General features: G+C 60.4%; 26 protein-coding genes. 14 read left to right on the top strand and 12 right to left on the bottom strand.

Annotation, left to right across the window (positions count from 1 at the left end; genetic code table 11):
- The first annotated feature begins 103 nt into the window (after positions 1–103).
- The gene (locus tag Q1A32_RS04915) at positions 104–688 is read left to right on the top strand and encodes an outer membrane lipoprotein carrier protein LolA (protein ID WP_299610900.1); all 585 of its coding nucleotides are present in this window, start codon (positions 104–106) and stop codon (positions 686–688) included.
- 1 nt (position 689) lies between these two features.
- Here Q1A32_RS04915 and Q1A32_RS04910 read toward each other — a convergent pair whose 3' ends face one another.
- Together Q1A32_RS04910 and Q1A32_RS04905 are read right to left on the bottom strand one after the other, a co-directional pair.
- Complete coding sequence (locus Q1A32_RS04910) at positions 690–1,265, bottom strand: lytic transglycosylase (RefSeq protein ID WP_299608910.1); 576 nt, start codon at positions 1,263–1,265, stop codon at positions 690–692.
- Positions 1,266–1,335: 70 nt separating this feature from the next.
- Positions 1,336–2,217 (bottom strand): AEC family transporter, encoded by an 882-nt coding sequence (locus Q1A32_RS04905; RefSeq protein WP_299650304.1) that lies wholly within the window; start codon positions 2,215–2,217, stop codon positions 1,336–1,338.
- 85 nt (positions 2,218–2,302) lie between these two features.
- Between Q1A32_RS04905 and hspQ the strand changes: the two genes are divergently transcribed.
- Positions 2,303–2,629 carry a heat shock protein HspQ gene (gene hspQ / locus Q1A32_RS04900; RefSeq protein ID WP_299548990.1) on the top strand — a complete coding sequence of 109 codons (327 nt, stop codon included), beginning with the start codon at positions 2,303–2,305 and terminating at the stop codon, positions 2,627–2,629.
- Between the two features lie 37 nt (positions 2,630–2,666).
- Here the strand turns inward: hspQ and Q1A32_RS04895 are convergent, their stop codons facing one another.
- The 3 genes from Q1A32_RS04895 to Q1A32_RS04885 all read right to left on the bottom strand — a co-directional run bounded on the left by Q1A32_RS04895 (position 2,667) and on the right by Q1A32_RS04885 (position 5,294).
- Positions 2,667–4,241: a gamma-glutamyltransferase family protein gene (locus tag Q1A32_RS04895; protein ID WP_299650301.1), complete on the bottom strand. Its 1,575-nt coding sequence runs from the start codon at positions 4,239–4,241 to the stop codon at positions 2,667–2,669.
- A 235-nt stretch (positions 4,242–4,476) separates the two neighbouring features.
- Positions 4,477–4,926 carry an ATP-binding protein gene (locus tag Q1A32_RS04890; RefSeq protein ID WP_299650298.1) on the bottom strand — a complete coding sequence of 150 codons (450 nt, stop codon included), beginning with the start codon at positions 4,924–4,926 and terminating at the stop codon, positions 4,477–4,479.
- Between the two features lie 29 nt (positions 4,927–4,955).
- Entirely contained in the window at positions 4,956–5,294 is a 339-nt protein-coding gene (locus Q1A32_RS04885; RefSeq protein ID WP_299650295.1) for an STAS domain-containing protein, read from the bottom strand.
- Positions 5,295–5,385: 91 nt separating this feature from the next.
- Here Q1A32_RS04885 and Q1A32_RS04880 point away from each other — a divergent pair, with 91 nt between their 5' ends.
- The 9 genes from Q1A32_RS04880 to rarD all read left to right on the top strand — a co-directional run bounded on the left by Q1A32_RS04880 (position 5,386) and on the right by rarD (position 15,532).
- Positions 5,386–6,558: an acetyl-CoA C-acyltransferase gene (locus Q1A32_RS04880; protein ID WP_299650291.1), complete on the top strand. Its 1,173-nt coding sequence runs from the start codon at positions 5,386–5,388 to the stop codon at positions 6,556–6,558.
- An 88-nt stretch (positions 6,559–6,646) separates the two neighbouring features.
- Entirely contained in the window at positions 6,647–7,084 is a 438-nt protein-coding gene (locus tag Q1A32_RS04875; protein ID WP_299652776.1) for a GAF domain-containing protein, read from the top strand.
- Between the two features lie 65 nt (positions 7,085–7,149).
- Positions 7,150–7,722, top strand: coding sequence for a helix-turn-helix domain-containing protein (locus Q1A32_RS04870; RefSeq protein WP_299650286.1), 573 nt, complete (start codon positions 7,150–7,152; stop codon positions 7,720–7,722).
- Positions 7,722–8,342, top strand: a complete 621-nt coding sequence (locus Q1A32_RS04865; RefSeq protein ID WP_299650280.1) for a LysE family translocator — start codon at positions 7,722–7,724, stop codon at positions 8,340–8,342. The genes Q1A32_RS04870 and Q1A32_RS04865 overlap by 1 nt, the downstream gene beginning before the upstream one ends.
- A gap of 1 nt (position 8,343) precedes the next feature.
- The gene (locus Q1A32_RS04860; RefSeq protein WP_299650277.1) at positions 8,344–8,718 is read left to right on the top strand and encodes a GFA family protein; all 375 of its coding nucleotides are present in this window, start codon (positions 8,344–8,346) and stop codon (positions 8,716–8,718) included.
- A gap of 1 nt (position 8,719) precedes the next feature.
- A complete protein-coding gene (locus Q1A32_RS04855; protein WP_299650274.1) occupies positions 8,720–11,167 on the top strand; it encodes an FAD-dependent oxidoreductase in 2,448 nt (815 codons plus the stop codon).
- 68 nt (positions 11,168–11,235) lie between these two features.
- On the top strand, positions 11,236–12,132 hold the full coding sequence (locus Q1A32_RS04850; RefSeq protein ID WP_299650271.1) for a homocysteine S-methyltransferase family protein: 897 nt from the start codon (positions 11,236–11,238) through the stop codon (positions 12,130–12,132).
- Positions 12,133–12,144: 12 nt separating this feature from the next.
- Positions 12,145–14,592 carry an FAD-dependent oxidoreductase gene (locus Q1A32_RS04845; RefSeq protein WP_299650268.1) on the top strand — a complete coding sequence of 816 codons (2,448 nt, stop codon included), beginning with the start codon at positions 12,145–12,147 and terminating at the stop codon, positions 14,590–14,592.
- Between the two features lie 46 nt (positions 14,593–14,638).
- Positions 14,639–15,532, top strand: a complete 894-nt coding sequence (rarD, locus tag Q1A32_RS04840; RefSeq protein WP_299650265.1) for an EamA family transporter RarD — start codon at positions 14,639–14,641, stop codon at positions 15,530–15,532.
- Here rarD and Q1A32_RS04835 read toward each other — a convergent pair.
- Complete coding sequence (locus tag Q1A32_RS04835; RefSeq protein ID WP_299650261.1) at positions 15,529–16,326, bottom strand: PHB depolymerase family esterase; 798 nt, start codon at positions 16,324–16,326, stop codon at positions 15,529–15,531. The two genes, rarD and Q1A32_RS04835, sit on opposite strands and share 4 nt — an antisense overlap.
- Positions 16,327–16,433: 107 nt before the next feature.
- Here Q1A32_RS04835 and Q1A32_RS04830 point away from each other — a divergent pair, with 107 nt between their 5' ends.
- Positions 16,434–17,081, top strand: coding sequence for an RluA family pseudouridine synthase (locus tag Q1A32_RS04830; RefSeq protein WP_299650258.1), 648 nt, complete (start codon positions 16,434–16,436; stop codon positions 17,079–17,081).
- Between the two features lie 218 nt (positions 17,082–17,299).
- Here the strand turns inward: Q1A32_RS04830 and Q1A32_RS04825 are convergent, their stop codons facing one another.
- Positions 17,300–17,995, bottom strand: coding sequence for a YafY family protein (locus tag Q1A32_RS04825; protein WP_299650255.1), 696 nt, complete (start codon positions 17,993–17,995; stop codon positions 17,300–17,302).
- Positions 17,996–18,120: 125 nt separating this feature from the next.
- On the opposite strand from Q1A32_RS04825, the gene Q1A32_RS04820 reads away from it, so the two are divergent.
- Positions 18,121–18,459, top strand: coding sequence for a GFA family protein (locus Q1A32_RS04820; RefSeq protein ID WP_299650252.1), 339 nt, complete (start codon positions 18,121–18,123; stop codon positions 18,457–18,459).
- Positions 18,460–18,594: 135 nt separating this feature from the next.
- Here Q1A32_RS04820 and Q1A32_RS04815 read toward each other — a convergent pair whose 3' ends face one another.
- Positions 18,595–20,034: an aldehyde dehydrogenase family protein gene (locus Q1A32_RS04815; RefSeq protein ID WP_299650250.1), complete on the bottom strand. Its 1,440-nt coding sequence runs from the start codon at positions 20,032–20,034 to the stop codon at positions 18,595–18,597.
- 125 nt (positions 20,035–20,159) lie between these two features.
- Here Q1A32_RS04815 and Q1A32_RS04810 point away from each other — a divergent pair, with 125 nt between their 5' ends.
- A complete protein-coding gene (locus Q1A32_RS04810; RefSeq protein WP_299650247.1) occupies positions 20,160–20,810 on the top strand; it encodes a peroxiredoxin in 651 nt (216 codons plus the stop codon).
- 25 nt (positions 20,811–20,835) lie between these two features.
- Here the strand turns inward: Q1A32_RS04810 and Q1A32_RS04805 are convergent, their stop codons facing one another.
- From Q1A32_RS04805 to Q1A32_RS04790, 4 genes are read right to left on the bottom strand one after another with little or no spacing between them, the layout of a single operon-like run.
- Positions 20,836–21,675 carry a glycosyltransferase gene (locus Q1A32_RS04805; protein ID WP_299650244.1) on the bottom strand — a complete coding sequence of 280 codons (840 nt, stop codon included), beginning with the start codon at positions 21,673–21,675 and terminating at the stop codon, positions 20,836–20,838.
- Positions 21,672–22,475, bottom strand: coding sequence for a hypothetical protein (locus tag Q1A32_RS04800; protein ID WP_299650241.1), 804 nt, complete (start codon positions 22,473–22,475; stop codon positions 21,672–21,674). Before Q1A32_RS04800 ends, Q1A32_RS04805 begins: the two co-directional genes overlap by 4 nt.
- Positions 22,472–23,479: a glycosyltransferase family 2 protein gene (locus tag Q1A32_RS04795; protein WP_299650238.1), complete on the bottom strand. Its 1,008-nt coding sequence runs from the start codon at positions 23,477–23,479 to the stop codon at positions 22,472–22,474. Before Q1A32_RS04795 ends, Q1A32_RS04800 begins: the two co-directional genes overlap by 4 nt.
- A 37-nt stretch (positions 23,480–23,516) precedes the next feature.
- Complete coding sequence (locus Q1A32_RS04790) at positions 23,517–24,329, bottom strand: lipopolysaccharide kinase InaA family protein (protein ID WP_299650235.1); 813 nt, start codon at positions 24,327–24,329, stop codon at positions 23,517–23,519.
- Positions 24,330–24,408 lie beyond the last annotated feature (79 nt).

The following is a 24,408-nucleotide window of genomic DNA, read 5'->3' as shown; positions in this document are numbered from 1 at the left end:
GGGGAACTGCACAGCATCGCTCCCCGTTGATATCGCATATCAGTCGGTTGCGGCCTATATCAGTGCCAAGACCAAGACGCGAAAGGTGAGCGGTATGACTCTGATGACCCGGATGGCAGCGGTTGCGCTGGCGGTTGTGACAGCACAAGCGGCGTGGGCGGACAAGTTGCCGCTCAATTCCATTTCCAGCTATTTGAATGACCTGCGCACGGCGGAAGGCACGTTCACGCAGATCAATGATGACGGGACTGTCGATACCGGCAAGATCTATATCAAGCGCCCGGGCAAGATGCGGTTTGAATACAACGCGCCGAATGAAGGACTGGTCGTGGCCAGTGCCAACGCCGTCTACATTGTCGATTCAAAATCGAACCAACCGCCCGAGACATATCCGCTGCGTCGCACGCCCTTGTCGCTTATTTTGGCGCGGAATGTGAACCTGTCACGGGCGAATATGGTTGTGGGGCATGACTTTGACGGCACGGCCACCATTGTGACGGCGCAGGACCCTGAGCATCCGGAATATGGCAACATCCAGATGAAATTCACCGGTAACCCGGTCGAACTGCGCCAATGGGTGATCAACGACAGCGGCGGCGGTCAGACGACCGTCATTCTGGCGGAGTTGGAAAAAGGCGGCTCAATCTCGAACCGCCTCTTTGATGCGCCACGTCGAACGACGGACTGACTTAACAGGACTGCAGCTGTACCGCGTACATGTCAGAGCGGGCGTCAACCTCGCCCGCGACCCGCATCAGCCACGCCTTGTTGCGGTAGGAGCCGCGGGTAAAGCCGGTGCGCCCCTCGTGGTAGGCGAGGTATTGGTTGCGGGTATCGCTGAGCGGAATGCCAAGCCGAGCATTCGTTTCGGCCATGTACCAGCCCATGAAGTCGGTTGCATCGCGGATGCTGTCCCGCCGGGCGCGGCGTTTGCCGGTCGAGTCCAGATATTCACCCCATGTGCCATCCAGTGCCTGGCTGTAGCCATAGGCGCTTGAGATGCGGCCCGTCGGGATCACGCCCGCAGCATAGCGGTAGGGTGGGCGCGCATCCGAGATGAATTTGCTTTCCTGATAGATGGTCGCCATCTGCACGTGCACAGGCACGCCGTATTTGCGTTCAACGGCCCTGAAGGCGCGAAGGTATTCTGGGCGCTCACTGACAATGGAACAGGCGTTGTCCAGCCGGTTGGGGGCCGTACCCGACCCGCCACCACAGCTGGCAGCCAAAAGAACCAAAGCCATTGCGCGAAAGAGTCTGCTCATCTGCCTCACTCGCTTTTTTATGTTTTTTCTTACTTTACCGGAAAATATCGCACGGGGAAATCACGATTTGTCACAGGACAAAGGCGAGGATCACCGGGAGTGCTGCAACCGACATGAGGGTTGACGCAACAACGAGACCAGCGACCTTGTCGGGCTGGGCGCCGTATTTCTCGGCCAAGAGATAAGAGGTAACAGCCACCGGGGTCGCGACTTGCAAAACCAGCACGCCAAAGGCGGTGGGATCGAGGTTGAAGTACCGTCCAACGACCCATGCAATGCCGACGCACAGGCTGAGCTTGAGAGCAGAAAGAACGGCGGCTTGCGCAAGACCCTTGGCGGACAGTCGCGCCACGGCAACGCCCAAGGTGATCAACATCATCGGGATGGCCATTTGCCCCACAAGGTCCAGCGCATTGGTCAGAAAAATAGGGGTTTGCCAGCCCCGCCAAAGGAACAACGCACCCAGAACGGTTCCCCAGACCAGCGGTTCGCGCAGCACTTTGCCAAACGCACCCGCACCTGCAACCAACCAGATCCCGTAGGTATAGGACCAGAGCGCCATGATCGCGAAAACGATGATTGCGTAGCTGAGCCCGATGTCTCCGAACGCAAAAAGAGCAAGCGGCAGGCCCAGATTGCCGGTGTTGCCGAAGATAAGTGGGGCCGCATAGGTACGTGTGTTCAAGCGCGCCAATCGGACCAGTGCGAGCATCACCAAAGTAACAGCGGCGTATGCAACAACCGACGCAACGGAGAGAGCACCAAGGGCCGCCGGATCGATCTCGGTCCGCATGAGGGACACGAAAATCAGGCAGGGTAGGGACAAGGTCATTGCCAGCTGCGTGACGAACTGGATGCGGTATTCAAGACCCGCTTTCACCCATGCGAAACCAATGCCCGCCAACAGGAAAACGGGTGCCACGATTTGCAGGACTGTTAAGGTGAGGTTCACAGACTGTTTCCAGCAATATTGCGCTCAATTATTGGACAAGTGTCCCTTGCACCGTGTACTTACGTGCCTTAGGGGGCGCAATGTCATGCTGAGAACACGCGCAAAATATCATCTGGGCCAGGTTGTCCGTCACAAGAAGCATCCCTTTCGGGGTGTGATCTTTGACGTCGATCCGGAGTTTTCGAACACGGACGAGTGGTACGAGGCGATCCCCGAGGACAGCCGTCCCAAAAAGGCGCAGCCGTTTTATCACCTTCTGGCTGAGAACGATCAAAGCTACTACGTGGCCTACGTGTCTGAGCAGAACCTGGTGGCGGACTATTCCGGCCAGCCCGTGGACCACCCCGATATTCCGGACCTGTTCGGCCCGTTTGAGGACGGGTCCTACCCCCTGCACTTCCAGCTGAATTGAGGGGCGGGGCGGAGGACACCTCCGCCTTACCTCGTTCCTAGTACCCGAGCGCGCAGCCGTCTTTGCGTGGGTCACTTGCCCCTTCCAGCACACCGTCATCGCGCATCAGGATCGCCTGGGCGCCGCCGATGGCCGTATCAGGAATGCTGACCTTGTGGCCCAGTTCGCTCAGCTCTGCGCGCACCTGATCAGAATAGCCTCTCTCCACCTTCATGTCGCCTGCGTCCGAGAAGGCGCGCGGCGCGTCGATGGCTGTCTGCGGGTCGAGGTCGAAGTCGGTGAGGTTCGACACGACGCGCGCGTGCCCGTTCGGCTGGTACGCCCCACCCATCACGCCAAAAGGCATAATCGGCTTGCCGTCCTTGGCCAGCATGCCCGGGATGATCGTGTGCATCGGCCGCTTGCCGCCTTTCAGCTCATTCGGGTGCCCTTCCTCCAGCGTGAAGCCCGCGCCACGGTTCTGGAACAGGATGCCGAACTTGTCGCTGGCGATGCCAGACCCGAAGCCGTGGAAGATGGAATAGATCATGGACACGGCCATGCCGTCGCGGTCGACCACTGTGATGTAGATCGTGTCCTTGTGCACTTGCTCGCTCAAGCTCGTGGCGTTTGCCATGGCTTTGTTAGGGTCGATAAGTGCCGCCAATCTGTTGGCTGTTTCGGGCGACATCATGTGGTCCACACGTGTTGTGTGGTCCGCGTCTGCGAGGAAGCGGTTGCGTGCATCATAGGCCAGTTTTGCAGCCTCGGCTTCGATATGCGCACGCTGGCTGCCCCACGGATCCATATCCGCGATGTCGAAATGCTTCAGGATGTTAAGCATCAGGTTGGCAGTGGCACCGTGACTGTTTGGCGGGTGCTCGATCAAATCCACGCCCTTGTAGGCGCTGCTGATCGGTGTGGTATCCGTGCATTTGGTGTTCGCAAAGTCTTTGGCCGTGTGCTTGCCGCCCAGAGCGTTGAGCGCCGCAAGCATGTCATCGGCAATCTCGCCGCTGTAAAAGGCATCCCGCCCATTCTTGGCGATGCGGCGCAACACCTCCGCTTGACCGGGAGCGGAAAAGGCTTGGCCGACCTTTGGAGCAGCACCGTTTAACAGGAAAGCCTCGCGCGCCGATCCTTGCAGAACGGCTTGATCCTTTGCCCAGTCGAACGCGACGCGTGGCGCAACGGGAATTCCCGTGTCAGCATAGTGGATGGCCGGGGCCAGCAGGCGGTCAAGACCAAGACGGCCTACGCGATCCGAAAGGGTGCAGAACGCGTCGATTGCGCCGGGCACAGTGACCGCGTGCGCGCTGTAGGGCGGAACGGTTGTTTCGCCCGCGTCGCGAAGTTCAGCGGCATCCAGTGCGGCTGGTGCACGACCTGAGCCATTCAGGGCTTGCACCGTTCCATTCGCATCGGACCACAGAACGAAGCAATCGCCGCCGATACCGGTCATCTGGGGTTCGCAAATGCCCAGCAGTACTGCCCCGGCGATGGCCGCATCCATGGCATTGCCACCCGCCTTCAAAACCTCGATGGCGGTTTGTGCCGCCAGCGGGTGCGACGTGGCGCACATGCCGGAGGTTGCCAAAACAGGTGAGCGGCCGGGCAGGTGAAAGTCGCGCATGGTGGTCCCCAAGGTTTTGTTGCAAGGCGCAACCTAACTGGCGAATGGTTGTTGTCCACTGGATATTGTAGGGAGAAGATCCTCGGTGCCGCGCACTGGGTGGGGGCAATTACACGCGACACCGAGGGAAGCTATATGCAGCTACAAGGACCTGTATGCCGTTTGATTTGGGCAGGAATATGGTGGATCGGCGTCTGTTTTGAGAAGTCGGCAAAATCCTCAAAACCTTTGCGGATTAGCTCAGCGCGACAGCGACGCGCATACGCAAGTGATTTTCCATATCGTGCCGCTGGTATGTGACGTCTTTGGCCAGATCCTTGATCAGGAACCAGCCAAACCCGCCTTCGGGCATATCGCAAAAATCGACATCAAGGTCTGCAGCCGCGCCGACAGGCGTGCGGCCATCGGGCATGGCGCGGCCAGCATCAACAACGGTCAGGTGTAACCCGTCCCTTGCGTGCTCGCACGAAATGCGAATCGGGCCGCTTGTGTCACCCTCCGGATACGCGTGTTCGACGATGTTGTTCAGCGCCTCCGCCATGACCAGCTCAACAGTGCCCGCTTCTTCCACATCGAGGTCCAATGGCTTCAGGCCGTCCAGCAATTGGCGTAGCGCGTCCCTGACGGCCAATTGTCCACTCTCCACCAGGATACTGAAAACGGGCAATAATGTCGTGCGGGTCATCGAAAGGACTTTCATCTGGGGCGACAAACTCAGGTCTTCAGCTTGGTAATGGCCCCATCGAGGGTCGGAAAAACGGGAAAGACACTGTCCATGCGGGTCAGGCGAAACACCTTTTCGACGGTGGGTGTCAGCCCGGCCAGTGCCAGTTTGCGGGACTGCCCCATCTGCTTCATTGCGGCAACGATTGCGCCCAGACCGCTGGAATCGATGAACTGAACCTCGCTCAAATCCAGCACGACGGTGTCGTTGCCGCCATCGGTTGCGCTGCGCATGGCTTCCTTGAATTCGATAGCCACGGCTGCGTCGATGCGGCTGTCGTGCACTGACACCACTTGCAGTGTGTCTTCTGATCGGCTGCGAAGATCCATGCGCGCCCTCTTGCAATTCTCTGGTTACATTGTCTGTCTAGGCCGCAATCCTTACTATTAGGTTGCCACCATCAGACCGGAGACACAGGCCATGAAACCAGTTGTGATCGCAGGTGCTTCGCGCACCCCCATGGGCGGCTTCCAAGGCGCGTTGTCAGACATGTCTGCCTCTGCATTGGGCGGCATCGCGATCAAATCCGCGTTGGAGGGCGCCGGTGCGGCGACCGTGGATGAAGTGCTGATGGGTTGCGTCTTGCCCGCGGGTCAGGGTCAGGCCCCGGCCCGGCAGGCAGGTTTTGCAGCCGGTTTGGGTGAAGAAGTGCCCGCCACCACCCTCAACAAGATGTGTGGATCGGGCATGAAGGCGGCGATGATGGCCTTTGACCAGATCGCCCTGGGCCACGCCGACACCATGATTGCGGGCGGGATGGAGAGTATGACAAACGCCCCTTACATGCTGCCCAAGATGCGCAACGGCGCGCGATTGGGCCATGGGCAGGTCATTGATCACATGTTTCTCGACGGGCTCGAAGACGCCTATGACAAAGGCCGTCTTATGGGCACTTTTGCCGAAGACTGCGCCGAGACTTACCAATTCACCCGAGAGGTGCAGGATGCGTTCGCGCTGACATCTCTCAGCCGTGCACAGGCTGCGATAGATACGGGCGCGTTCGAGGATGAAGTCGCGGCGGTAGAGGTCAAGACGCGAAAAGGCGCGGTGGTGGTGCAGACGGACGAACAACCCGGAACAGCGCTCCCAGACAAGATCCCACACCTGAAACCGGCATTCCGCGATGGCGGCACGGTGACGGCAGCCAATTCATCGTCCATCTCTGATGGGGCCGCGGCGCTGGTTCTGGCATCGGAAGACGCGGCCACGGAGCGCAATCTGAACGTCCGCGCACGTATTCTCGGTCATGCCAGCCACGCGCAAGCACCTGGCCTGTTCACAACAGCCCCCGTACCCGCCGCGCAAAAGCTGCTCGACCGGATCGGCTGGGCGAAAGAGGATGTGGACCTGTGGGAGGTGAACGAAGCCTTTGCCGTTGTTCCGCTCGCGTTCATGCGGGAAATGGGACTCAGCCATGATGTCGTCAACGTAAACGGCGGTGCATGCGCCTTGGGTCACCCGATTGGAGCATCGGGCGCACGTATCATCGTGACGCTGCTGAACGCTCTGGAAAAACGGAACCTCAAGCGCGGTGTCGCGGCCATTTGCATTGGCGGCGGCGAGGGAACAGCCATCGCCATTGAGCGGGTTTGAGTTTCTTCTGACTGGAAATACCACGGGGTCTGGGGCAGAGCCCCAGTCCAAGACGCGCATAAAAGGAAACTCCGTGCCCGACTACGACATGCTCGCCAAATCAATTCAAAGCCTGACCGAAGGCGAGGACGATACAGTCGCCTTGATGGCCACGGTCGCCTGCGAAGTGCATCACAGCGACGACCGCTTTGACTGGACGGGATTTTATCGCGTGACGGCCCCCGAGATGCTCAAGATCGGGCCCTATCAGGGCGGTCATGGCTGCCTGCAGATCCCATTCTCCCGGGGGGTATGTGGCGCCGCGGCGCGCACGGGCAATGTGCAACTGGTCGCAGATGTGGATGCCTTTCCCGGTCACATCGCCTGTGCCACCTCAACCCGGTCGGAGCTGGTGTTGCCGGTGCTGAATGCCGATGGTGACCTTATAGCTGTCTTTGATATCGACAGTGACCAGCCGGACGCTTTCTCAGAAAGCGATGCCGAGGCCCTTAAAGCGATTCTCACGGATGTTTTTGCGCGCTCGTGAAAATCTAGCTTGATTTTTCATTTCGGTTGACCTTACGTGAATTCGAAAAGGGAATTTCACGACGCATGCTGCAAACCGATCCAACCATTGCTCACAGCCTCGGCGCGGACTTGCGTGCGTTGCGCAAGGCACGTGGGTTGACGTTGCAGGATATGGCGGATGCGCTGGGTCGGTCTGTGGGATGGGTCAGTCAGGTCGAACGGGACCTGTCGGAGCCGTCGATCACCGATCTGCGCCACATTGCGGCCAAGCTGGATATTGCTGTATCGACCCTGTTTCGCAGGGGGGCTGCCCCCGCGCATGAAGAAGGGTATGTGGTCCGCAGCGGCGCGCGGCGGCCTATCGGGTCACGCACAGCCGGGCTGGTCGAAGAACTTCTGTCGCCCGACCTGACCGATGATTTCGAAATGGTGCACTCGACCTTTGAGCCGCATAGCGAAATCACACAGACCGTGACACGCCCCACACAAGAGGTGGGCTATCTTATCTCGGGCCGTCTTGACTTGGAGATCGCGGGCCAAACCTACGTCATCAATCCCGGCGACAGCTTTCGTGTCCGGGGTGAGCCGTTTCGTTGGAAAAACCCATATGACGCGCCTGCCGTTGCGATTTGGGTTATCGCGCCTCCGGTCTACTGATGTCGGTTGAGGGGTGGATCATATTCGCACTGTTCTGGGTCGTGTTTGTCACGACGCCTGGCCCAAATGCCGTGAACTGCATCACCAACGGGATGACGCTTGGCTTCCGTCGGTCGGTGCCCGGTATCCTCGCGATCCTGACCCAAGCCACGCTGTTCCTGGTCCTGTCGGCGGCCGGCATCACCGCCTTGATTGCCGCGTCACCCACAGCGTTCTTCGTGGCCAAGCTGATCGGAGCCGGGTTCCTGATCTATCTCGGCGTGCGCGGTTGGCTAATGGCGCGGACACCACCGAAGGTGGCGGCTCAATCAGGCAGGTCCATTTATGTCCGCGCGCTGGCCATTGCCACGATCAATCCCAAAAGCGTGGCGGGATACCTCGCGGCTTTCTCGCAATTCGTGCAACCTGACGTGCCCGTCTGGGATCAGATGTGGTTGATCATGCCCACAGCGCTGACGATCACGGCGGTCAGCTATTCCGGCTTCACCGCTCTTGGTGCTGGCATCGGTCGGGCGGCCTTGGGGGCCGTGTTCAACGTGTGGGTTCGCCGTGTCATGGCAGTCTGTTTCGTTACCTACGGTGTGCTTCTTGGCGCGTCGTCGACACCAGCGAGGACCTGAAATGCTGACTGGATCCTGCAACTGCAAGGCCGTGACATGGACAGCGCAGGGCGACATCGGTCAGCCTGCCATGTGCCACTGCGTGCAGTGCCGCAAGCAATCGGGCCATGCGTGGGCATCGGGCTATTGCGACGAAGCGGACCTGACGATCAATGGGGACGTTCAGTGGTACGCCCTGACCGAAACCGCCAAACGGGGCTTCTGCCCGACATGCGGTGCGTTCCTGTTCTGGAAGGACCATTCCGAAAAATGGATCAGCTTTTCCATGGGGTCGGTCGACGGACCGTCGGGTCTGAAGCTGCGCATGCATATCTTTACCGTCCACAAGGGCGACTACTACGACATCGCGGACGACGTGCCGCAACGGGAGGACTGAGATGAGCGATTTTCCAACAATGGCCCGCGTGGTCATAATTGGTGGCGGTGCGGTTGGCACGTCGACGCTCTACCACCTTGCCAAGGCCGGTTGGAAAGACTGCGTCCTGCTGGAAAAGAACGAACTGACGGCAGGCTCCACTTGGCACGCGGCGGGCAATTGCCCCAACTTCTCAGGCTCCTGGGCCGTGATGAACATGCAGCGCTATGGGCTGGAAATGTACCGCTCACTGGCCGATGACGTCGATTACCCGATGAACTACCACGTCACCGGATCGCTCCGCCTCGCCCACTCCAAAGAGCGGATGCAGGAGTTTGAGCGCGTGTCCGGCATGGGCCGGTATCAGGGCCTTGAGATGCCGATCATGACCGCATCCGAGATGCAGGACTACCATCCCTTCATGGAAACGCATGATCTGGCGGGTGGCATGTGGGATCCGCTGGACGGGGACATTGACCCCGCGCAGTTGACCCAAGCACTGGCCAAGGGCGCGCGTGATCTGGGTGCCCGGATCGAACGTTTCTGTCCTGCGACCGGCATTGAGCGGGACGGTGACGAGTGGATTGTGAAAACCGACAAGGGAGACATCCGCTGTGACTATGTCGCGAACTGCGCGGGATACTACGCGCAGCGCGTGGGCGAAATGTTCAGGCCCTTTGGCGGGCGCACCGTGCCCATGGTCGTCATGTCCCACCAGTATTTCCTGACCGATGAAATCCCCGAGGTCGCCGCATGGACCAAGGAGAAGGGCCACAAGCTGCCCATCATCCGGGACGTCGACATCAGCTACTATCTGCGGCAGGACAAGAATGGCCTGAACCTTGGCCCCTACGAGCGGAACTGCAAGGCGCACTGGATCACACCCGAAGACCCGATGCCAGAAGACTTCAGCTTCCAGCTATACCCGGATGATCTGGAACGGCTTGAGTTCTATATCGAAGATGCGATGGCCCGCGTCCCTGCCCTGGGCACCGCAGGCGTTGGCCGCAATATCAATGGCCCCATTCCATACGCGCCCGACGGTCTGCCCTTGATCGGCCCCATGCCCGGGGTGAAGAACGCGTTCGAAGGGCACTGCTTCACCTTCGGCATCGCGCAGGGTGGTGGCGCGGGCAAGGTGCTGTCGGAATGGATCATGCACGGCGAAACCGAGTGGGACATGTGGGCGACCGATCCGCGCCGCTACACAGGCTACGCCGACCACGACTATTCGCTGTCGAAGGCGTTGGAGACGTACGGCCACGAATACGCGATGCACTTCCCGAACCACGAATGGCCTGCGGGCCGGGACAAGAAACTGTCTCCGGTCGATGATCGTATCCGTGCGGCAGGTGGTCAGATGGGCGCCTATAACGGCTGGGAACGGGCCAATTGGTTTGCCAAGGCTGGCGATGACACCTCCGAGGAGGCAACGCATACATGGGACCGTGAAGGACCGTGGCACGTGCGTGTGAAAGAAGAGGTCGAGGCGGTGACAAATGGCGTCGGTGTTCTGGATCTACCGGGCTTTTCCCGCTTCAATCTGAGCGGTGAGGGCGCTGCCGAATGGCTGCGTGGTCGTATCGCCGGTGCGCTGCCCAAGGCGGGGCGCATGACGCTGGGCTACTTCCCAGACAGCCGGGGGCGCATTCTGACCGAGATGTCGATCATTCGGCATGGCGAGGATGACTTTACCCTAATCACTGCCGCACTTGCGCAGTGGCATGATTTCGAATTGCTGAACAAGGACCTGCCCGCGGGTCTGACCCTCACCGACCATACGGAGGAGGTGTCGACCTTGATCGTCAGCGGTCCCAAATCGCGTGCGCTGTTCGAAAAGTTGGGCGTCGAGGCGGACCTGTCGCTGGGTTGGCTGACCCATCAGGATGCTGTTCTTGCAGGCAAGGCCGTACGCTTGCTGCGCGTGTCCTTCGCCGGAGAGTTGGGCTGGGAGGTGCATGCACCAATGGCCGACATCCCCGCGCTGTACGATGCGATTGTGGGTGCCGGGGCCACACCATTTGGCATGTACGCACTGAACTCGATGCGGATCGAGAAAGGATACCGCGCATGGAAGGGCGATCTATCCACAGATTACACTCTGTTCGAAGGCGGTCTTGACCGGTTCGTCAAACTCGACAAACCGCAGGATTTCCCCGGCAAGGCAGCGCTCCTGAACGAAAAGCAGCAGGGATCGAAGAAGCGTTTCGTGACCATGCTGGTGGAGGCAGGCGATCAGGACGCGCCATACATGTCCACGATCTGGAATGGTGATGATGTCGTGGGCGAGACAACTTCGGGCGCGTGGGGGCATCGGATTAACGCCTCTGTCGCCTTGGGTGTTGTGCGGACGGACCTGTCCACGCCCGGCACGGCGCTTGAGATCGAGATGTATGGCAAGCGCTATGCCGCGACCGTGCAGCCGGACCAGCCGCTTTGGGATCCTGCCAACGAACGGTTGCGTGCTTGAGCATTTTCCAACAGGGAAGCCGGACCAGACACCACGTCGGTGTCCGGCACCTCTGACGGAGACGTAGCATGGCAGATATCATCCTTCTTGATGGCGGCATGGGGCAGGAACTGGTGCACCGCGCCGGGGACAAACCCACGCCGTTGTGGTCCACCCAGATCATGCTGGATCACCCCGGTCTGGTCACGCAGGTGCACCGCGACTTCTTTGACGCTGGGGCCACGATTGCCACGACCAACAGCTATGCCATTCACCATGATCGTTTGATGGATACGCCGGTGGAGGGCGCGTTTTCTGCCCTGCACCAAAGTGCATTGTACGAAGCACGCACAGCGCGGCGCGAACATGGGTCCGGCCGGATCGCCGGTGCCATCGGTCCATTGCGGGCCAGCTATCGCCCCGACCTGCACCCATCTGCAGACGAAGCCGTTCCGTTATTCGCGGAAGTCGCCGCTTTGCTGGCCCCTGCCTGCGATCTGTTGATTTGCGAGACGGTCGCGTCTGTTGCTCATACGCGGGACATTCTGGCTGCAAGTGTGCCTTTGGGCCTACCGGTTTGGTTGGCGCTCACGGTGGACGATAAGGATGGGTCCAAACTGCGCTCGGGCGAGCCTGTGTCCAACGCCGTGCCCGTGGCCGAAGCCGGTGGCGCGAGTGCCATCCTGATCAACTGTTCCACGCCAGAGGCGATCCCACCCGCCTTGGCTGGCCTGTCCGGTACCACGTTACCCTTCGGCGCTTACGCCAATGGCTTCGAACAGATCAGCGAAGGGTTCATGGACGATAAACCAACCGTCGATGCCCTGACTCTGCGCCGCGACTTCACGCCCGAACTCTACGCCGATCACGTCATGACCTGGGTGGCGTCCGGCGCCACCATCGTCGGGGGCTGCTGCGAAGTTAGCCCCGCCCACATTGCCGAAATCGCCCGACGCCTGCGCGCGGATGGGCATACTATCGTCTGAGGATTTTTGCTCATGCCTGACCTTCCCACCTCTGCCCGCGTTGTCATCATTGGTGGCGGCGTCATTGGCTGTTCTGTTGCCTACCACCTGACGAAACTGGGGTGGAAAGACGTCGTGCTGTTGGAACGCAAGCAACTGACATCGGGGACAACATGGCATGCGGCGGGACTGATTGCACAGCTCCGCGCGACGGCGAACATGACGAAGCTGGCGCGGTATTCGCAGGAGCTTTATGGCGATCTTGAAGCTGAAACAGGCGTCGCCACGGGCTTCAAACGCGTGGGGTCGATCACGGTGGCTCTGACCAATGAAAGGTTGGAAGAGCTGCGACGTCAGGCCGGAATGGCGCGTGCGTTCGGGGTTGAGGTCGAGGAGATTTCACCCGCCGAAGTGAAGGCGAAATACGAGCATCTGAACATCGAGGATGTGACGGGCGGCGTGTATCTCCCCCTCGACGGGCAAGGAGACCCGGCCAACATAGCATTGGCATTGGCCAAAGGGGCGCGGCAGCGAGGAGCCAAAGTGCAGGAGCGGGTGGCCGTCACCAGCATCGCCCGTGACGGGCGCCGCATCACCGGTGTCGACTGGCAAGGTGAGGACGGCACGAGCGGGCACATCGCCTGCGACATGATGGTGAATTGCGCCGGCATGTGGGGCCGTGAGGTGGGCAAGATGGCGGGCGTAAACGTGCCGCTACAGGCTTGCGAACATTTCTACATCGTGACCGAGGCTATTCAGGGCCTGCAACAATTGCCGGTGCTGCGCGTGCCGGATGAGTGCGCGTATTACAAGGAAGATGCTGGCAAAATGCTGCTCGGTGCGTTTGAGCCGAATGCCAAGCCTTGGGCTGTAGATGGTATTCCGCGCGACTTTGAGTTCGACCAGCTGCCGGAAGATTTCGACCACTTTGAGCCAATTCTCGAAGCCGCCGTAAACCGCATGCCGATGCTGGCCGAGGCAGGCATTCACACATTCTTCAATGGACCGGAATCGTTCACGCCTGACGACGCCTACCATCTGGGCCTTGCACCCGAGATGGACAATGTCTGGGTGGCGTGTGGCTTCAACTCTATCGGCATCCAGTCTGCTGGCGGTGCAGGCATGGCGCTGGCGCAGTGGATGGAAGACGGTCAAAAACCTTTTGATCTGGGCGATGTGGACATCAGCCGCATGCAGCCCTTCATGGGCAACAAGACCTACCTTGCGGACCGGTCGACCGAGACACTTGGCCTGCTTTACGCCGACCACTTCCCTTACCGCCAGAAAGCCACGGCGCGCGGTGTGCGGCGCACGCCCTTCCACAACCACCTGCTGCAACATGGCGCCGTGATGGGTGAGCTGGCGGGCTGGGAACGGGCGAATTGGTTTGCCCGGAACGGTCAGGACCCAGCCTATGAATACTCATGGAAGCGGCAGAACTTCTTTGGAAATGTCGCTGATGAACACAAGGCGATCCGCGAGAATGTGGGCATGTACGACATGTCCTCCTTCGGCAAGATCAGGGTCGAAGGGCGCGACGCCGAGGCGTTCATGAACTATGTGGGCGGTGGTAACTATTCGGTGCCGAATGGCAAGATCGTCTACACCCAGTTCCTGAACAATCGCGGCGGGATCGAGGCGGATGTGACGGTCACGCGCCTGACCGAGACGGCCTATCTGGTCGTCACCCCTGCCGCCACGCGGCTGGCAGATCAGACATGGATGCAGCGCCATGTGGGTGATTTCAACGTGGTGATCACCGATGTCACAGCAGGGGAAGGCGTGCTGGCTGTGATGGGGCCGAACGCGCGCAAGCTGCTGCAAATGGTCAGCCCTGCGGATTTCTCCAATGATGTGAACCCTTTCGGCACGGCGCAGGAGATCGAGATTGGTATGGGCCTCGCCCGGGTGCACCGCGTGACCTATGTGGGTGAGCTTGGGTGGGAGGTCTACGTCTCCTCTGACATGGCGGGTCACGTGTTCGAAACGCTCTATGAGGCCGGGCAGGATCTGGGGATGTCGCTGTGTGGGATGCACATGATGGACACCTGCCGGATTGAAAAGGGCTTCCGCCATTTCGGCCACGACATCACCTGTGAAGATCACGTCCTGGAAGCGGGCCTTGGCTTTGCCGTGAAGAAGGACAAACCGTCCTTTATCGGGCGTGACGCGGTGCTGCGCAAACAGGACGAGGGGCTGGCCAACCGCCTGCTGCAATTCAAGCTGACAGACCCCGAGCCGCTGCTCTATCACAACGAGCCGATTCTGCGGAATGGCGACATCGTGGGCTACCTCAGTTCCGGTGCGTATGGGCACCATCTGGGGGCGGCCATGGGCCTTGGCTATGTGCCGTGCAAAGGGGAAAGCGCGGCGGAGGTTCTGGCTTCGACCTACGAGATTGACGTGGCGGGCACGCGGGTTCGGGCAGAAGCGTCATTGAAGCCGATGTACGACCCGAAATCCGAGCGTGTGAAGGCGTGACGCTGGCGTAGAGCGATGCTAGGGGTGGGACTGAAAGGACCACCCCATGACACAAGCATCCGGTGACACACCCCAAGGGTTGGGCTTTGCCCTATCCGCCTATTTTCTTTGGGGTTTTCTGCCGCTTTATATGAAGCTGCTCAGCCATCTCGGCCCGGCAGAAGTGGTCGCGCATAGGATCATCTGGTCGGTGCCGATTGCTGCTGTATTGCTGGTCCTACTGCGACGGACAGGGGACTTGATGGCCGCGCTGCGCAATCCGCGGATGCTGGCGATGGGCTGTGTGACGGCGGCGCTGATCACGGTGAACTGGGGAATCTACGTGTGGGCGATCACCAGCGGGCATACGCTGGATGCGGCACTTGGGTACTACATCAACCCGTTGTTTTCAGTGGCTTTGGGTTCCGTGCTGCTGCGCGAACGGCTGACGGGTGCGCAGTTGGTGGCGATTGGATTGGCGGCTTGCGCGGTCGCCGTCCTGACCATCTCGGCGGGTGTAGTACCTTGGGCTGCGCTGGGATTGACGGTGACGTGGGGGTTCTATGCATTGGCGAAAAAGCAGTTGCCGATTGGGCCGAACCAGGGATTTCTGCTTGAGGTGCTGATCCTGCTGATCCCTGCGCTTGGCTATGTGGCGTGGCTGGCGTGGACCGGGCAGGGGCAGTTTATGGCGGGTGACCCTGGCACGAATTGGTTGCTGCTGGGCTGCGGTGCAGTGACGGCTATCCCGTTGATCTTGTACGCAAACGGGGCCAAGGGCTTGCGGCTCACGACCATCGCGATCCTGCAATACATTGCGCCCACGATGATTTTCCTGTGTGCCGTTGTGGTGTTCAAGGAGCCGTTTGGGCAGGCGCGGATGATTGCGTTTCCGATGATCTGGGCGGCGCTGGTGATCTACTCCACATCGATGATCCGGCAGATGCGGGCGGCGGCCTAGGCGCCTTCGAACCAGTCGCGGGCGAGCGTGGTCCAGCCGCGGGGCATGCCGTGGCCGCCATCGTGTTCGCAGAATTTTATCGCGCCGTTTCCGCAACTTGCGTTCCAGTCGCGGCAGCGGAAACGCTCTCCGATATCTATTGTGTCGGGGTGGGTGCGGCACTGGTTTGCGGCGCGGGCCAGATCAAGGCTGTCCCACAGGCTGCCTTGGTGCCAGTCGCGGATGGCGCGTCCTTCGAAGGGGACTTGATTGTCGGCGAAACCGTGGATTTGGAGGAAGCGAACGGGGGCTGTGGGGCAGTCTGATGTGTCGTTGGGTTCGCGCAGTGCGCCGGAGATGGAGGCGTAACCTGCGAAGTGTTCAGCTTCTTTGCAAGCCATGAGCCAAGCCATTGATCCACCTGCGGAAAAGCCTGCAACATAGATGCGGTCGGGGTCGATATTGGCTTTGGTTTTGGCGTCTTGGATCACGTCGAGGACGAAGCCCACATCGTCCCGCGTGCTCCCGTCGCGGCCTGACCAGCGGCGGGTTTGGCGGCCATCAATGGGTGTGCCGTTGGGGGCGATGACGACATAGCCTGCGTCGGTGAAATCGGATTTGATCCCGCCCCGGAAAATCATCTGTCCGGTGGCGTTGTGGCCGTGGAAAAAGACGAGTGCAGGCTTGGGATCGGACCCGGTTTCTGCACCTGCCATGTGGTAGCTGCCGCCGTTGATTTCGCAGGGTGCGTCAGAGCCGCATTGGGCGAAGGCGAAGGTTGGGAGGGCGAGGAGGAGCGCGGCTAAGTATTTCATATTGCTGACAGAACATGGGTTTGCGATTCAGGCAATCTGTCAGTGACACCCTCGCTGAAACGTGATGGGGGTTGTCTTTGGTCTGCGTATTTGAGAGGCGGTTTCTCATGGATGATGTCTATGCCCCGCCTGATGATCCTTTGGACATTCTGCACGACGATGCGGAGATGGTGGTGGTGTCGAAACCGTCGGGCCTGCTGAGCGTTCCGGGCAAGGGGGAGCATCTGTCCGATTGCCTGATCGCCCGGGTGCAGGCGGTGTGGCCACAGGCGCTGTTGGTGCATCGGTTGGACCGGGACACAAGCGGGGTGATGGTGTTTGGTTTGACGCCCCATGCGCAGCGGTTTCTGTCGAAGCAGTTCGAGTTGCGTGCGGCGAAAAAGACATATGTGGCAAGGGTTTGGGGGAGGATGACGCCCAAGACGGGGCGGGTTGATCTGCCCCTGATCGTGGACTGGCCGAACCGCCCGAAACAGCATGTGGATCATGAGAACGGCAAGCCTGCGGTGACGGATTGGCGGGTGCTGCGGGACACGGAAACGGAGAGCCGGGTGAGGCTGTTTCCGCAGACGGGGCGGAGCCATCAGTTGCGGGTGCACATGCTGGCTTTGGGGCATCCGATACTGGGTGATCCGTTCTATGCGGAGGGGCCTGCGCGGGAGTTTGAGCGGTTGATGCTGCATTCGGAGGAGCTGCGGATCAAGCATCCGGACAGCGGCAAGATGATGCGATTCCGAAGCCCCGCACCGTTTTGACGCGCAACGTTCGGTGGTCGTTTCGGACGTAACGTCATGAAATGCGCGTTAATCCCTTGCGAATAAGGGGTTTGGGGCCTGTCACCCCCCGTGCACCCTGCGTACACCCCCTGTGCACCCCTTCGGGTGCGTATGGATGCAAATGCCGTGGTTAACGCACCGCACGGTCCCTAATCTTAACAACGGGTTGATGCGTCGGGGCGGAGGACACCTCCGCCTTACGCATAGCGCTGGCGTTCGATATCCATCGCTGCGCGCCATTCGGTGCGCAGGAGGTCCATGCGACGCGGGATCTTGTCCGGCAGCACGTCTGCCTGAGTGATACGTTCGGTGCGGAAGTAGCGGAAGGCGGCGCGCAATTCGCACCATGCGGCGATGATGCGTCCGGCATCGCGGTAGCCGATCAGGATCGGCCAGATGATGCGCTCGGTCCTTGTCCCGGTGCCGCTTTTGTAGGTGAGCCTGATCTTGTGCCGCTGGCGGATCGCAAAGCGGATATCGGCGGCGCTGAGCACCTCGGCAGGTGGTGTCGTCGGGGCCACGCTGGTGGCGGATTCGACAAAGATGCCCTGTGCATCGTCGGGGGCGACCGCGGCAATCTTGGTGATCAGGCTTGCGGCAGCGTTTGCGAGGGTTGGCTCACCCCGGTTTTGCACCCATTGCGCGCCCAGCACGGCGGCTTCGATCTCGTCCGCGGTGAGCATGAGTGGGGGCATATGAAAGCCTGCCTCAAGAACATAGCCGACGCCCGCCTCGCCCCTTATGGGCACGCGTTGGGCCATGAGGGCGGCGATGTCGCGGTAGATTGTGCGTTTCGTCACGTCCAGTTCCGCGCCGATCGTGTCGGCCGAGATGGGACCCTGCGCGCGGCGCAGGATTTCGATGATTTCGAACAGTCGGTCGCCGCGTCTCATGCCATGCCTCCTGCCGACAGAGTGTCATATGCATGCTGACACCATGCTGTCAGCATGGGGCGGATAGACCCGTGGTGCAATCATTGGACCCGGGAGAGATTTGGATGGAGATTAAGGGAAGTTGCATGTGTGGAGCGGTGCGGTTTGCGATCAGCGGGCCGCCCAAGATGATGGGGACCTGCCATTGTTCGCGGTGTCGCAAGCTGGGCACCTCGACGATTGTGTTTGTGGAACGGGATCAGTTCACGTTGGTGGACGGGGAAGGGGAGATTGAGACGGTGGTGCCTGTGCCGCCCTTTACCTATCATCGGTCGTTTTGTCGGGCATGCGGGACCTCATTGGGCGAGCCGTTGTCGCCGGAGGCGTCCTTTCCCATCAATGCGCAGTGTCTGGATGATGATCCGGGCGTGCGGAATGCGTTTCACGAGCATGAGGCGGATCGGCCCATGTGGGCGGAGGGGTGAGGCGGGGTGAAACCCCGCCTTACGGTGTCATGCTTGTGCTGTATTGGGGTGGTCAAAGTGGGAGGGGGGCCAGCCCCCCGGCTGCGCCTCCCCCCGAAGTTTATTTGGCAAGATGAAGTTGGATCGTGCCGTGCGTTATTCGGCGGCCCAACCGGAGACGGCTTTGACCTCCAGGAAATCCTCGATCCCCCAGACGCCGCCCTCGCGTCCGTTGCCGGACTGTTTCATGCCGCCGAACGGGGAGCCAGCGGCGCGGGAGGTGCCGTTCATTTCGACCATGCCGGAGCGGAGCGCTTGGGCCATGCGGTTGAGCCGAGCGCCATCCTGGGTCTGGACGTAGTTCGTCAGGCCATAGGGGGTGTCGTTGGCGATTTGAACCGCTTCTTCCTCGGTCTCGAACGGGATGATGGACAGGACGGGGCCGAAGATTTCCTCGCGCGCGATCGTCATGTCGTTGTTTACGTCGGCGAAGACGGTGGGGCGGACGTAGTAGCCCTTGTTGAAGCCTTCGGGGCGGCCCGTGCCACCGGCGACCAGCTTGGCTCCTTCGTCGATGCCTTTTTGGATCAGGTCCTGGATTTTGGTCCATTGGACTTCGTTCACGACGGGGCCGATATGGCGGCCTTCTTCGCTTGCCGGGCCCACGGTGACTTTGTTTGCGACGGCTGCGGCTTCTTCGACGGCGGCGTCGTATTTGCCGCGCTGGACCAGCATGCGGGAGGGCGCGTTACAGCTTTGGCCGGTGTTGTTCATCATGTGCAGGACGCCGCGTTTGACCGCCTTTTCGTCGGCGTCGTCGAAGATCACGTTGGCCCCTTTGCCGCCCAGTTCGAGATGCACGCGTTTGAGCGTGTCGGCGGCGTTTTTGGAGATCAGGCGGCCCGCGCGGGACGAGCCGGTGAAGCTGACCATGTCCACGTCCGGATGGCCCGACAGGACTGTGCCCACGCCGGGGCCGTCGCCGTTCACGAGGTTGAAGACGCCCGCAGGGAAGCCCGCCTCGTCCATCATCTCGGCAAAGATCATGGCGTTGAGGGGGGATTCTTCGGAGGGTTTCAGGATCATGGTGCAGCCCGCGATGGCCGCCGCGCCCACTTTGAGCGTGACCTGGTTCATGGGCCAGTTCCACGGGGTGATGAGGGCCGCGACGCCGACGGGTTCGTGGATGATCCGGTCATTCGGGGCGTGATCGCCCAGCGGTTTGATGAAGTCGAAGGATTTCGCGGCGCGGATGAAGTTTTTGAGGTGGTAGGTGCCTGCGCCCACCTGCTGGCTGCGCGACATGTCGAGGGGCGCGCCCATCTCAGCGGACATGGCTTGGGCGAGGTCTTCGCCGCGGGCCTCGTACACTTCGATCAGTTTTTCGACCAGCGCGATGCGGTCTTCTAGCGGGGTGGCCATCCATGCGGGAAGGGCGGCTTTGGCCGCGGCAATGGCCGCTTCTGCGTCTTCTGTGCCGCCGAGTGAGATGACGGCGGTTGGCTCTTCGGTCGAAGGGTCGATCACGTGGTGATCAGTGCCGTTCAGTGGTGCGACCCATTGGCCGCCGATGTAGAAGTCGCGTTTTTCGAGCATTGGAAAACTCCCTGAGATTTGGGTGGACTGTGGCACCCGCGAACCGGGTGAGCAAGTCGGGGGATGAAATGGCGGGCCGGATCACTTAGGTTGCGTCTGACGACATTATCCCGACGGAGGACACCATGGGTTTGCGCATTAACGACACGATCCCCGATTTGACGGTTGAAACGGATCACGGCACCCTTTCGCTGCACGATTGGATTGGCGACAGCTGGGCCATTCTGTTTTCGCATCCCAAGGATTTCACCCCTGTCTGCACGACCGAATTTGGCGCTGTGGCGCAATTGGCAGATGAGTGGGAAAAGCGCGGAACCAAGGTGATTGGTGTATCCGTGGACGGCGTTGAGGACCACAAGAAGTGGAAGGGCGACATCGAGAAGGTCGCTGGCACCACCGCCGGTTTCCCGATCATTGCCGATGCGGGTCTGGAAGTGTCGAAGGCCTTTGATATGCTGCCAGCCGAAGCCTATTTGCCCGATGGGCGCACACCTGCGGACAGCGCCACGGTGCGGTCCGTGTTCATCATTGGGCCGGACAAGCAACTGAAGCTATCGATGACCTATCCGATGACTGTGGGTCGGAACTTTGCCGAGGTGGTGCGGGCGCTGGACGGGTTGCAAATGTCTGCCAAGGGTGTCGCGACGCCAGCCAACTGGGTGCCGGGCGAGGATGTGATCATTCCGCCGACCGTGTCCAATGAAGATGCAAAGGCGAAGTTTGGGGAGTTCGAGACGGTGCTGCCCTATCTGCGCAAGACCAAGGCGCCAACCTGATCCTGTGGCGGCTCGGCTCCTGTGATCAGGGGGCGGGCCATCCAAAACGGTCGATCATGGCAGCGATCTGTTGATCGTTGCCACCGGCCGCGTTTGTGGTTTTAAGCGAATCCACCGGATCGCGTTCCCATTCCAAAATGCGATGGTATTCACCGAATTTGTATGCTTCGACACCGTTCAGGCGGTGCATCCAGTACAACCAGACATCGTCTGCCGTCGGGCACAGGGCTGAAGCTGTTTCCCAATCCGTTACGCCAGCTGCAAAGCAGCCCGGCGCGTACAAAATACCCGACACACCTGTGGGAAAGATGAGCCCCGACCGCGTGGGTGCGGAGTGGTTCATCGTCCAATCACCATAGGGTTTTGGCCGGCCATCTTCTTGCAGTTGGACATAATGGCCCCGAACGCAAACAACCGGGGCACCACTGTCATGATGTGCCGTCACGATATCTTCCAGCCAGTGCGGCGGATAATATACGTCGTCATCTGCTGTGATGATCGTGGCATCAGGCGCTTCGGCGAGTGCGGGAAGAATCTTTTTATAAGAGCGTAGATTTGGGCAGCTTCGAATCTCGAGTCCATCGTCCGCTAAGTCGCGGACGGAAACAGGAAGGGCATCCATGTCCTCTTCTGCAATCCAGAGGATCGTGCGATCTGCTGCCATGGTCTGCTTCAGAATACCCTGCAATGTCAGCGCGAGCTTGTCGAAACGCGGGGGATAGCTGGTCAGCGACACGATCAGCGGGGTTCGCAGAGGGTGAGGTTTTGGTGTGACGGTACGGGCGGCAAGCTCGGCCCGGGCACGTCGCCGCCGGATCAGGTACTTCAATCCTCGAAATGCGTCGTCGAGAAATTTTATTTTCACGGGTTCACCCACGCCTGCCGCAGCCAATTCACATCGCCGATGCGCCTGTACCACTTGCTGCCCTTGCCGTTCAGCGCATCGTGCATCTTGGGTTCGCCCGCGAAGACAACAATACGCGCGCCGTCGGGCAGGCTGGGATCGGACAGGTAGCTGCGCAGACCCCGCGGCACGCAGTGGTTCTTGAAACTGACGCACCAATCGTTGGGCCAGTAGTTGAGGTGCCCGTGCTTCGCGAGTTGGGCGCTTTGGAACTGCTGCGAGATTTCGAAACCGGCGGTGGCGGCGGCTGGGTCCGCCAGATAAGCGTCCAGAATGTAGCTGTGCGCGCCGACTGTATAGCGAAACACGGAAGAGTTGCCGACCGCATGCAGGAATTGGTCCCGTTCGGGATTGACGCGCCGCAATGGCTTGTTTCGGAACAGGTCGTCGTCGCGGATGATGCGGAAGGGCGCATCATCCTCAAAAAACGGGTCAAGCGAGGCCACGACGATCAGGTCGAGGTCCAGAAACAGTGCTGTGCCGGACAGACCGGAGAGGTCTTTTGCAAAGAGCCCCAGTTTGCGCCAGCGCGTATCCTCGTGCCCTCCAGGCAGGCGCATTTCGGGCAAGGGCAGCGCTTCGATTCCATCTGCGAGGCCGGTGCTGTCGTCGGTGAAGCAGATGAACCGGTACGGACGCTTCAGGTGCTTTGCTACGCCTGCGGCGAGACGATTGACGTATTCAGGTCCGTAAAGCGTGCCCCATTTCATTGTCAGGATCAGGGCAGGATCGTCCGGCTGTTTGAGGGCAGTGTCCGTCATTTGCCGAAGATCTTTGTATAGAGTGAGGAGTTGCCGCCGAACGCGGCTGTGATGCGTCCGGTGATGAGGCCAAGGCGTTGTGTCAGTTTCAGGATGCCGCGTCCGCCGGTGAAGGGCAACGTGACAGCCAGTACCATGGCGCTGATCAGTTTGAACAGCAGGCTGAAGGGCAGGCGCAGCCAGTAGAACCGTTTGTCCATTTGATCCAAACGAATGCGGTTGATTGTGCGGCTATGCGCTTCGCGCAATTGCGTGCCGAAGGTCAGCCGGTCGGCAGTCATGTCGGCGTAGACCACGGCCTTGGCCGCCCATTCCAGTTTGAACCCGCGATCCCGCGCGGTGTGGAAAAAGCGGCTGTCGGAGCCGCCTGTGAAGCGCAGGCTCTCGTCGAACCACAGGTCGTGTTCGGTGAATAGCGACACCTCGCCCAGCCAGTTGTTTGTCACTGGGCTGAAGCGCCCTTCGGCTGCGGCGGAAATCGCGTGTGCGGCGCGTTGCTTATAATCGGCCGTCAGGTCATCGTGAAACGCCTGCTCAATGCGGGTCAGGGTTTCGCTGCTGGGTGGGATCAGGATCGGTCCGCCAATCAGTGCCGCCCCTGTCTCGCGGTAGCGGTTCACGATCTCGACCAACCATTTCGGATCGACATATTCATCATCATCCACATAGGTCAGCAGGTCGGCGCCCCATGCGATCGCCTCTTTGGCGGCGCGGTTGCGCCCAAAGGGAATGCCCAGTTCGGATTCCAGCACATAATCAAGCGCCAGCCCATTGGCGAGCGGCAGGCAGGCTTGCACGGCGGCTTCTGTCTTACGCTCTGTGTCGTTTTCGACAATCAGGCAGCGCACCTCGCAATTGTCGGGCAGAGCCATGTCGCCAAAGGACCGGATCATATTTGCCACCAGCACGGGCCGCTTGCGCGTGAGCGCCGACACCACGATGCGCAGTTTGCGTGATGCGGGGCCCGTGTCGGTTTGCTGGGGTGTGTTGGCTGTCGCTGTCATGTCCCTTGCCGATTGGCCATTCGGTTTTGCATTGTTTTCAGTCGGCCACGGGTAGCAGTTTCGCCCGTTCAGATAAAGGGCGTTTGCGGCTGGACAGGGTCAGAACGCGTTTGCTGAACGTGTCGTATGAAATGGGGTGAGAGCTGCGTGTGTGCAGGTCGCGCAGCCAGCCTGCGTCCAGATAGGCGTCGCTGTGCTGGGGGCTGCGTTGCAGGTAGAACCCGGCCAGATGCTCGAGCAGCCAATCGGCACGTGGGGCGACAAATTCGGCATATTGCCAGTCGATGATCGACATTGCGCGCGTATCGGGGTGGACCATGATGTTTGCGTCGCGCCCGTCCAGATGATTGGCACCCGCAGCATATAATTCGGTCAGCGCCTGTGCTGCGATCTGGCCGCATTCGGCCACGGTAAACCGTTGTCGCCGCAGTAGTTTGGAGAGTTCGCGGTATCCGTTCAGATCTTCGAACACGGCACCGACGCAAGTTGTGCGCCCCCATTTGCGCTGTTCGATATAGGCGTAGGTGTCGGGTACAGGCAGCCCAAGCGCACGGGCCGCGCGGGTCTTTTCGAACTCGGTCAAGGCGTATTTGCGGGGGTGGAGGCTGCTGAGCAAGTTCAGGGGAAAGAGTTTGACCACCTTTGATCCGTCGGGGCCAACACACCGGTAGATGAAGCGCTGGCGCGCCGATTTCAGCAGGTTGGCGTCGTCTTGGAGGCTGGGCCGCGCAAAGTCTGTTTGCGACAGGAGTACTGTCTTGTCGCGCGCGCTGTGGTCGACCCAAAAGAACCGAGTGCCGTCGGCGGCACGGTCTGTTGGCAAGTTAGCGATGCTGTCGGGGTGTGACATGGGCGTGCTCCGGTGGCGTTGATCTGGCGCAGGTTGTGCGCGTCATGCTGTCCGCCGTGGAGAGGCTGGGGAAACGCCC

Source organism: uncultured Tateyamaria sp., from assembly GCF_947503415.1.
In the GTDB taxonomy this organism is placed as follows: Bacteria; Pseudomonadota; Alphaproteobacteria; order Rhodobacterales; family Rhodobacteraceae; genus Tateyamaria.
This window is presented reverse-complemented; position numbering and strand designations above follow the sequence as displayed.

Coding starts and splice junctions, on each gene's coding strand:
- Q1A32_RS04915 (WP_299610900.1), top strand. CDS start 104: ATGACCCGGATGGCAGCGGTTGCGCTGGCGGTTGTGACAGCACAAGCG.
- Q1A32_RS04910 (WP_299608910.1), bottom strand. CDS start 1,265: ATGAGCAGACTCTTTCGCGCAATGGCTTTGGTTCTTTTGGCTGCCAGC.
- hspQ (WP_299548990.1), top strand. CDS start 2,303: ATGCTGAGAACACGCGCAAAATATCATCTGGGCCAGGTTGTCCGTCAC.
- Q1A32_RS04895 (WP_299650301.1), bottom strand. CDS start 4,241: ATGCGCGACTTTCACCTGCCCGGCCGCTCACCTGTTTTGGCAACCTCC.
- Q1A32_RS04890 (WP_299650298.1), bottom strand. CDS start 4,926: ATGACCCGCACGACATTATTGCCCGTTTTCAGTATCCTGGTGGAGAGT.
- Q1A32_RS04885 (WP_299650295.1), bottom strand. CDS start 5,294: ATGGATCTTCGCAGCCGATCAGAAGACACACTGCAAGTGGTGTCAGTG.
- Q1A32_RS04880 (WP_299650291.1), top strand. CDS start 5,386: ATGAAACCAGTTGTGATCGCAGGTGCTTCGCGCACCCCCATGGGCGGC.
- Q1A32_RS04875 (WP_299652776.1), top strand. CDS start 6,647: ATGCTCGCCAAATCAATTCAAAGCCTGACCGAAGGCGAGGACGATACA.
- Q1A32_RS04870 (WP_299650286.1), top strand. CDS start 7,150: ATGCTGCAAACCGATCCAACCATTGCTCACAGCCTCGGCGCGGACTTG.
- Q1A32_RS04865 (WP_299650280.1), top strand. CDS start 7,722: ATGTCGGTTGAGGGGTGGATCATATTCGCACTGTTCTGGGTCGTGTTT.
- Q1A32_RS04860 (WP_299650277.1), top strand. CDS start 8,344: ATGCTGACTGGATCCTGCAACTGCAAGGCCGTGACATGGACAGCGCAG.
- Q1A32_RS04855 (WP_299650274.1), top strand. CDS start 8,720: ATGAGCGATTTTCCAACAATGGCCCGCGTGGTCATAATTGGTGGCGGT.
- Q1A32_RS04850 (WP_299650271.1), top strand. CDS start 11,236: ATGGCAGATATCATCCTTCTTGATGGCGGCATGGGGCAGGAACTGGTG.
- Q1A32_RS04845 (WP_299650268.1), top strand. CDS start 12,145: ATGCCTGACCTTCCCACCTCTGCCCGCGTTGTCATCATTGGTGGCGGC.
- rarD (WP_299650265.1), top strand. CDS start 14,639: ATGACACAAGCATCCGGTGACACACCCCAAGGGTTGGGCTTTGCCCTA.
- Q1A32_RS04835 (WP_299650261.1), bottom strand. CDS start 16,326: ATGAAATACTTAGCCGCGCTCCTCCTCGCCCTCCCAACCTTCGCCTTC.
- Q1A32_RS04830 (WP_299650258.1), top strand. CDS start 16,434: ATGGATGATGTCTATGCCCCGCCTGATGATCCTTTGGACATTCTGCAC.
- Q1A32_RS04825 (WP_299650255.1), bottom strand. CDS start 17,995: ATGAGACGCGGCGACCGACTGTTCGAAATCATCGAAATCCTGCGCCGC.
- Q1A32_RS04820 (WP_299650252.1), top strand. CDS start 18,121: ATGTGTGGAGCGGTGCGGTTTGCGATCAGCGGGCCGCCCAAGATGATG.
- Q1A32_RS04815 (WP_299650250.1), bottom strand. CDS start 20,034: ATGCTCGAAAAACGCGACTTCTACATCGGCGGCCAATGGGTCGCACCA.
- Q1A32_RS04810 (WP_299650247.1), top strand. CDS start 20,160: ATGGGTTTGCGCATTAACGACACGATCCCCGATTTGACGGTTGAAACG.
- Q1A32_RS04800 (WP_299650241.1), bottom strand. CDS start 22,475: ATGACGGACACTGCCCTCAAACAGCCGGACGATCCTGCCCTGATCCTG.
- Q1A32_RS04795 (WP_299650238.1), bottom strand. CDS start 23,479: ATGACAGCGACAGCCAACACACCCCAGCAAACCGACACGGGCCCCGCA.
- Q1A32_RS04790 (WP_299650235.1), bottom strand. CDS start 24,329: ATGTCACACCCCGACAGCATCGCTAACTTGCCAACAGACCGTGCCGCC.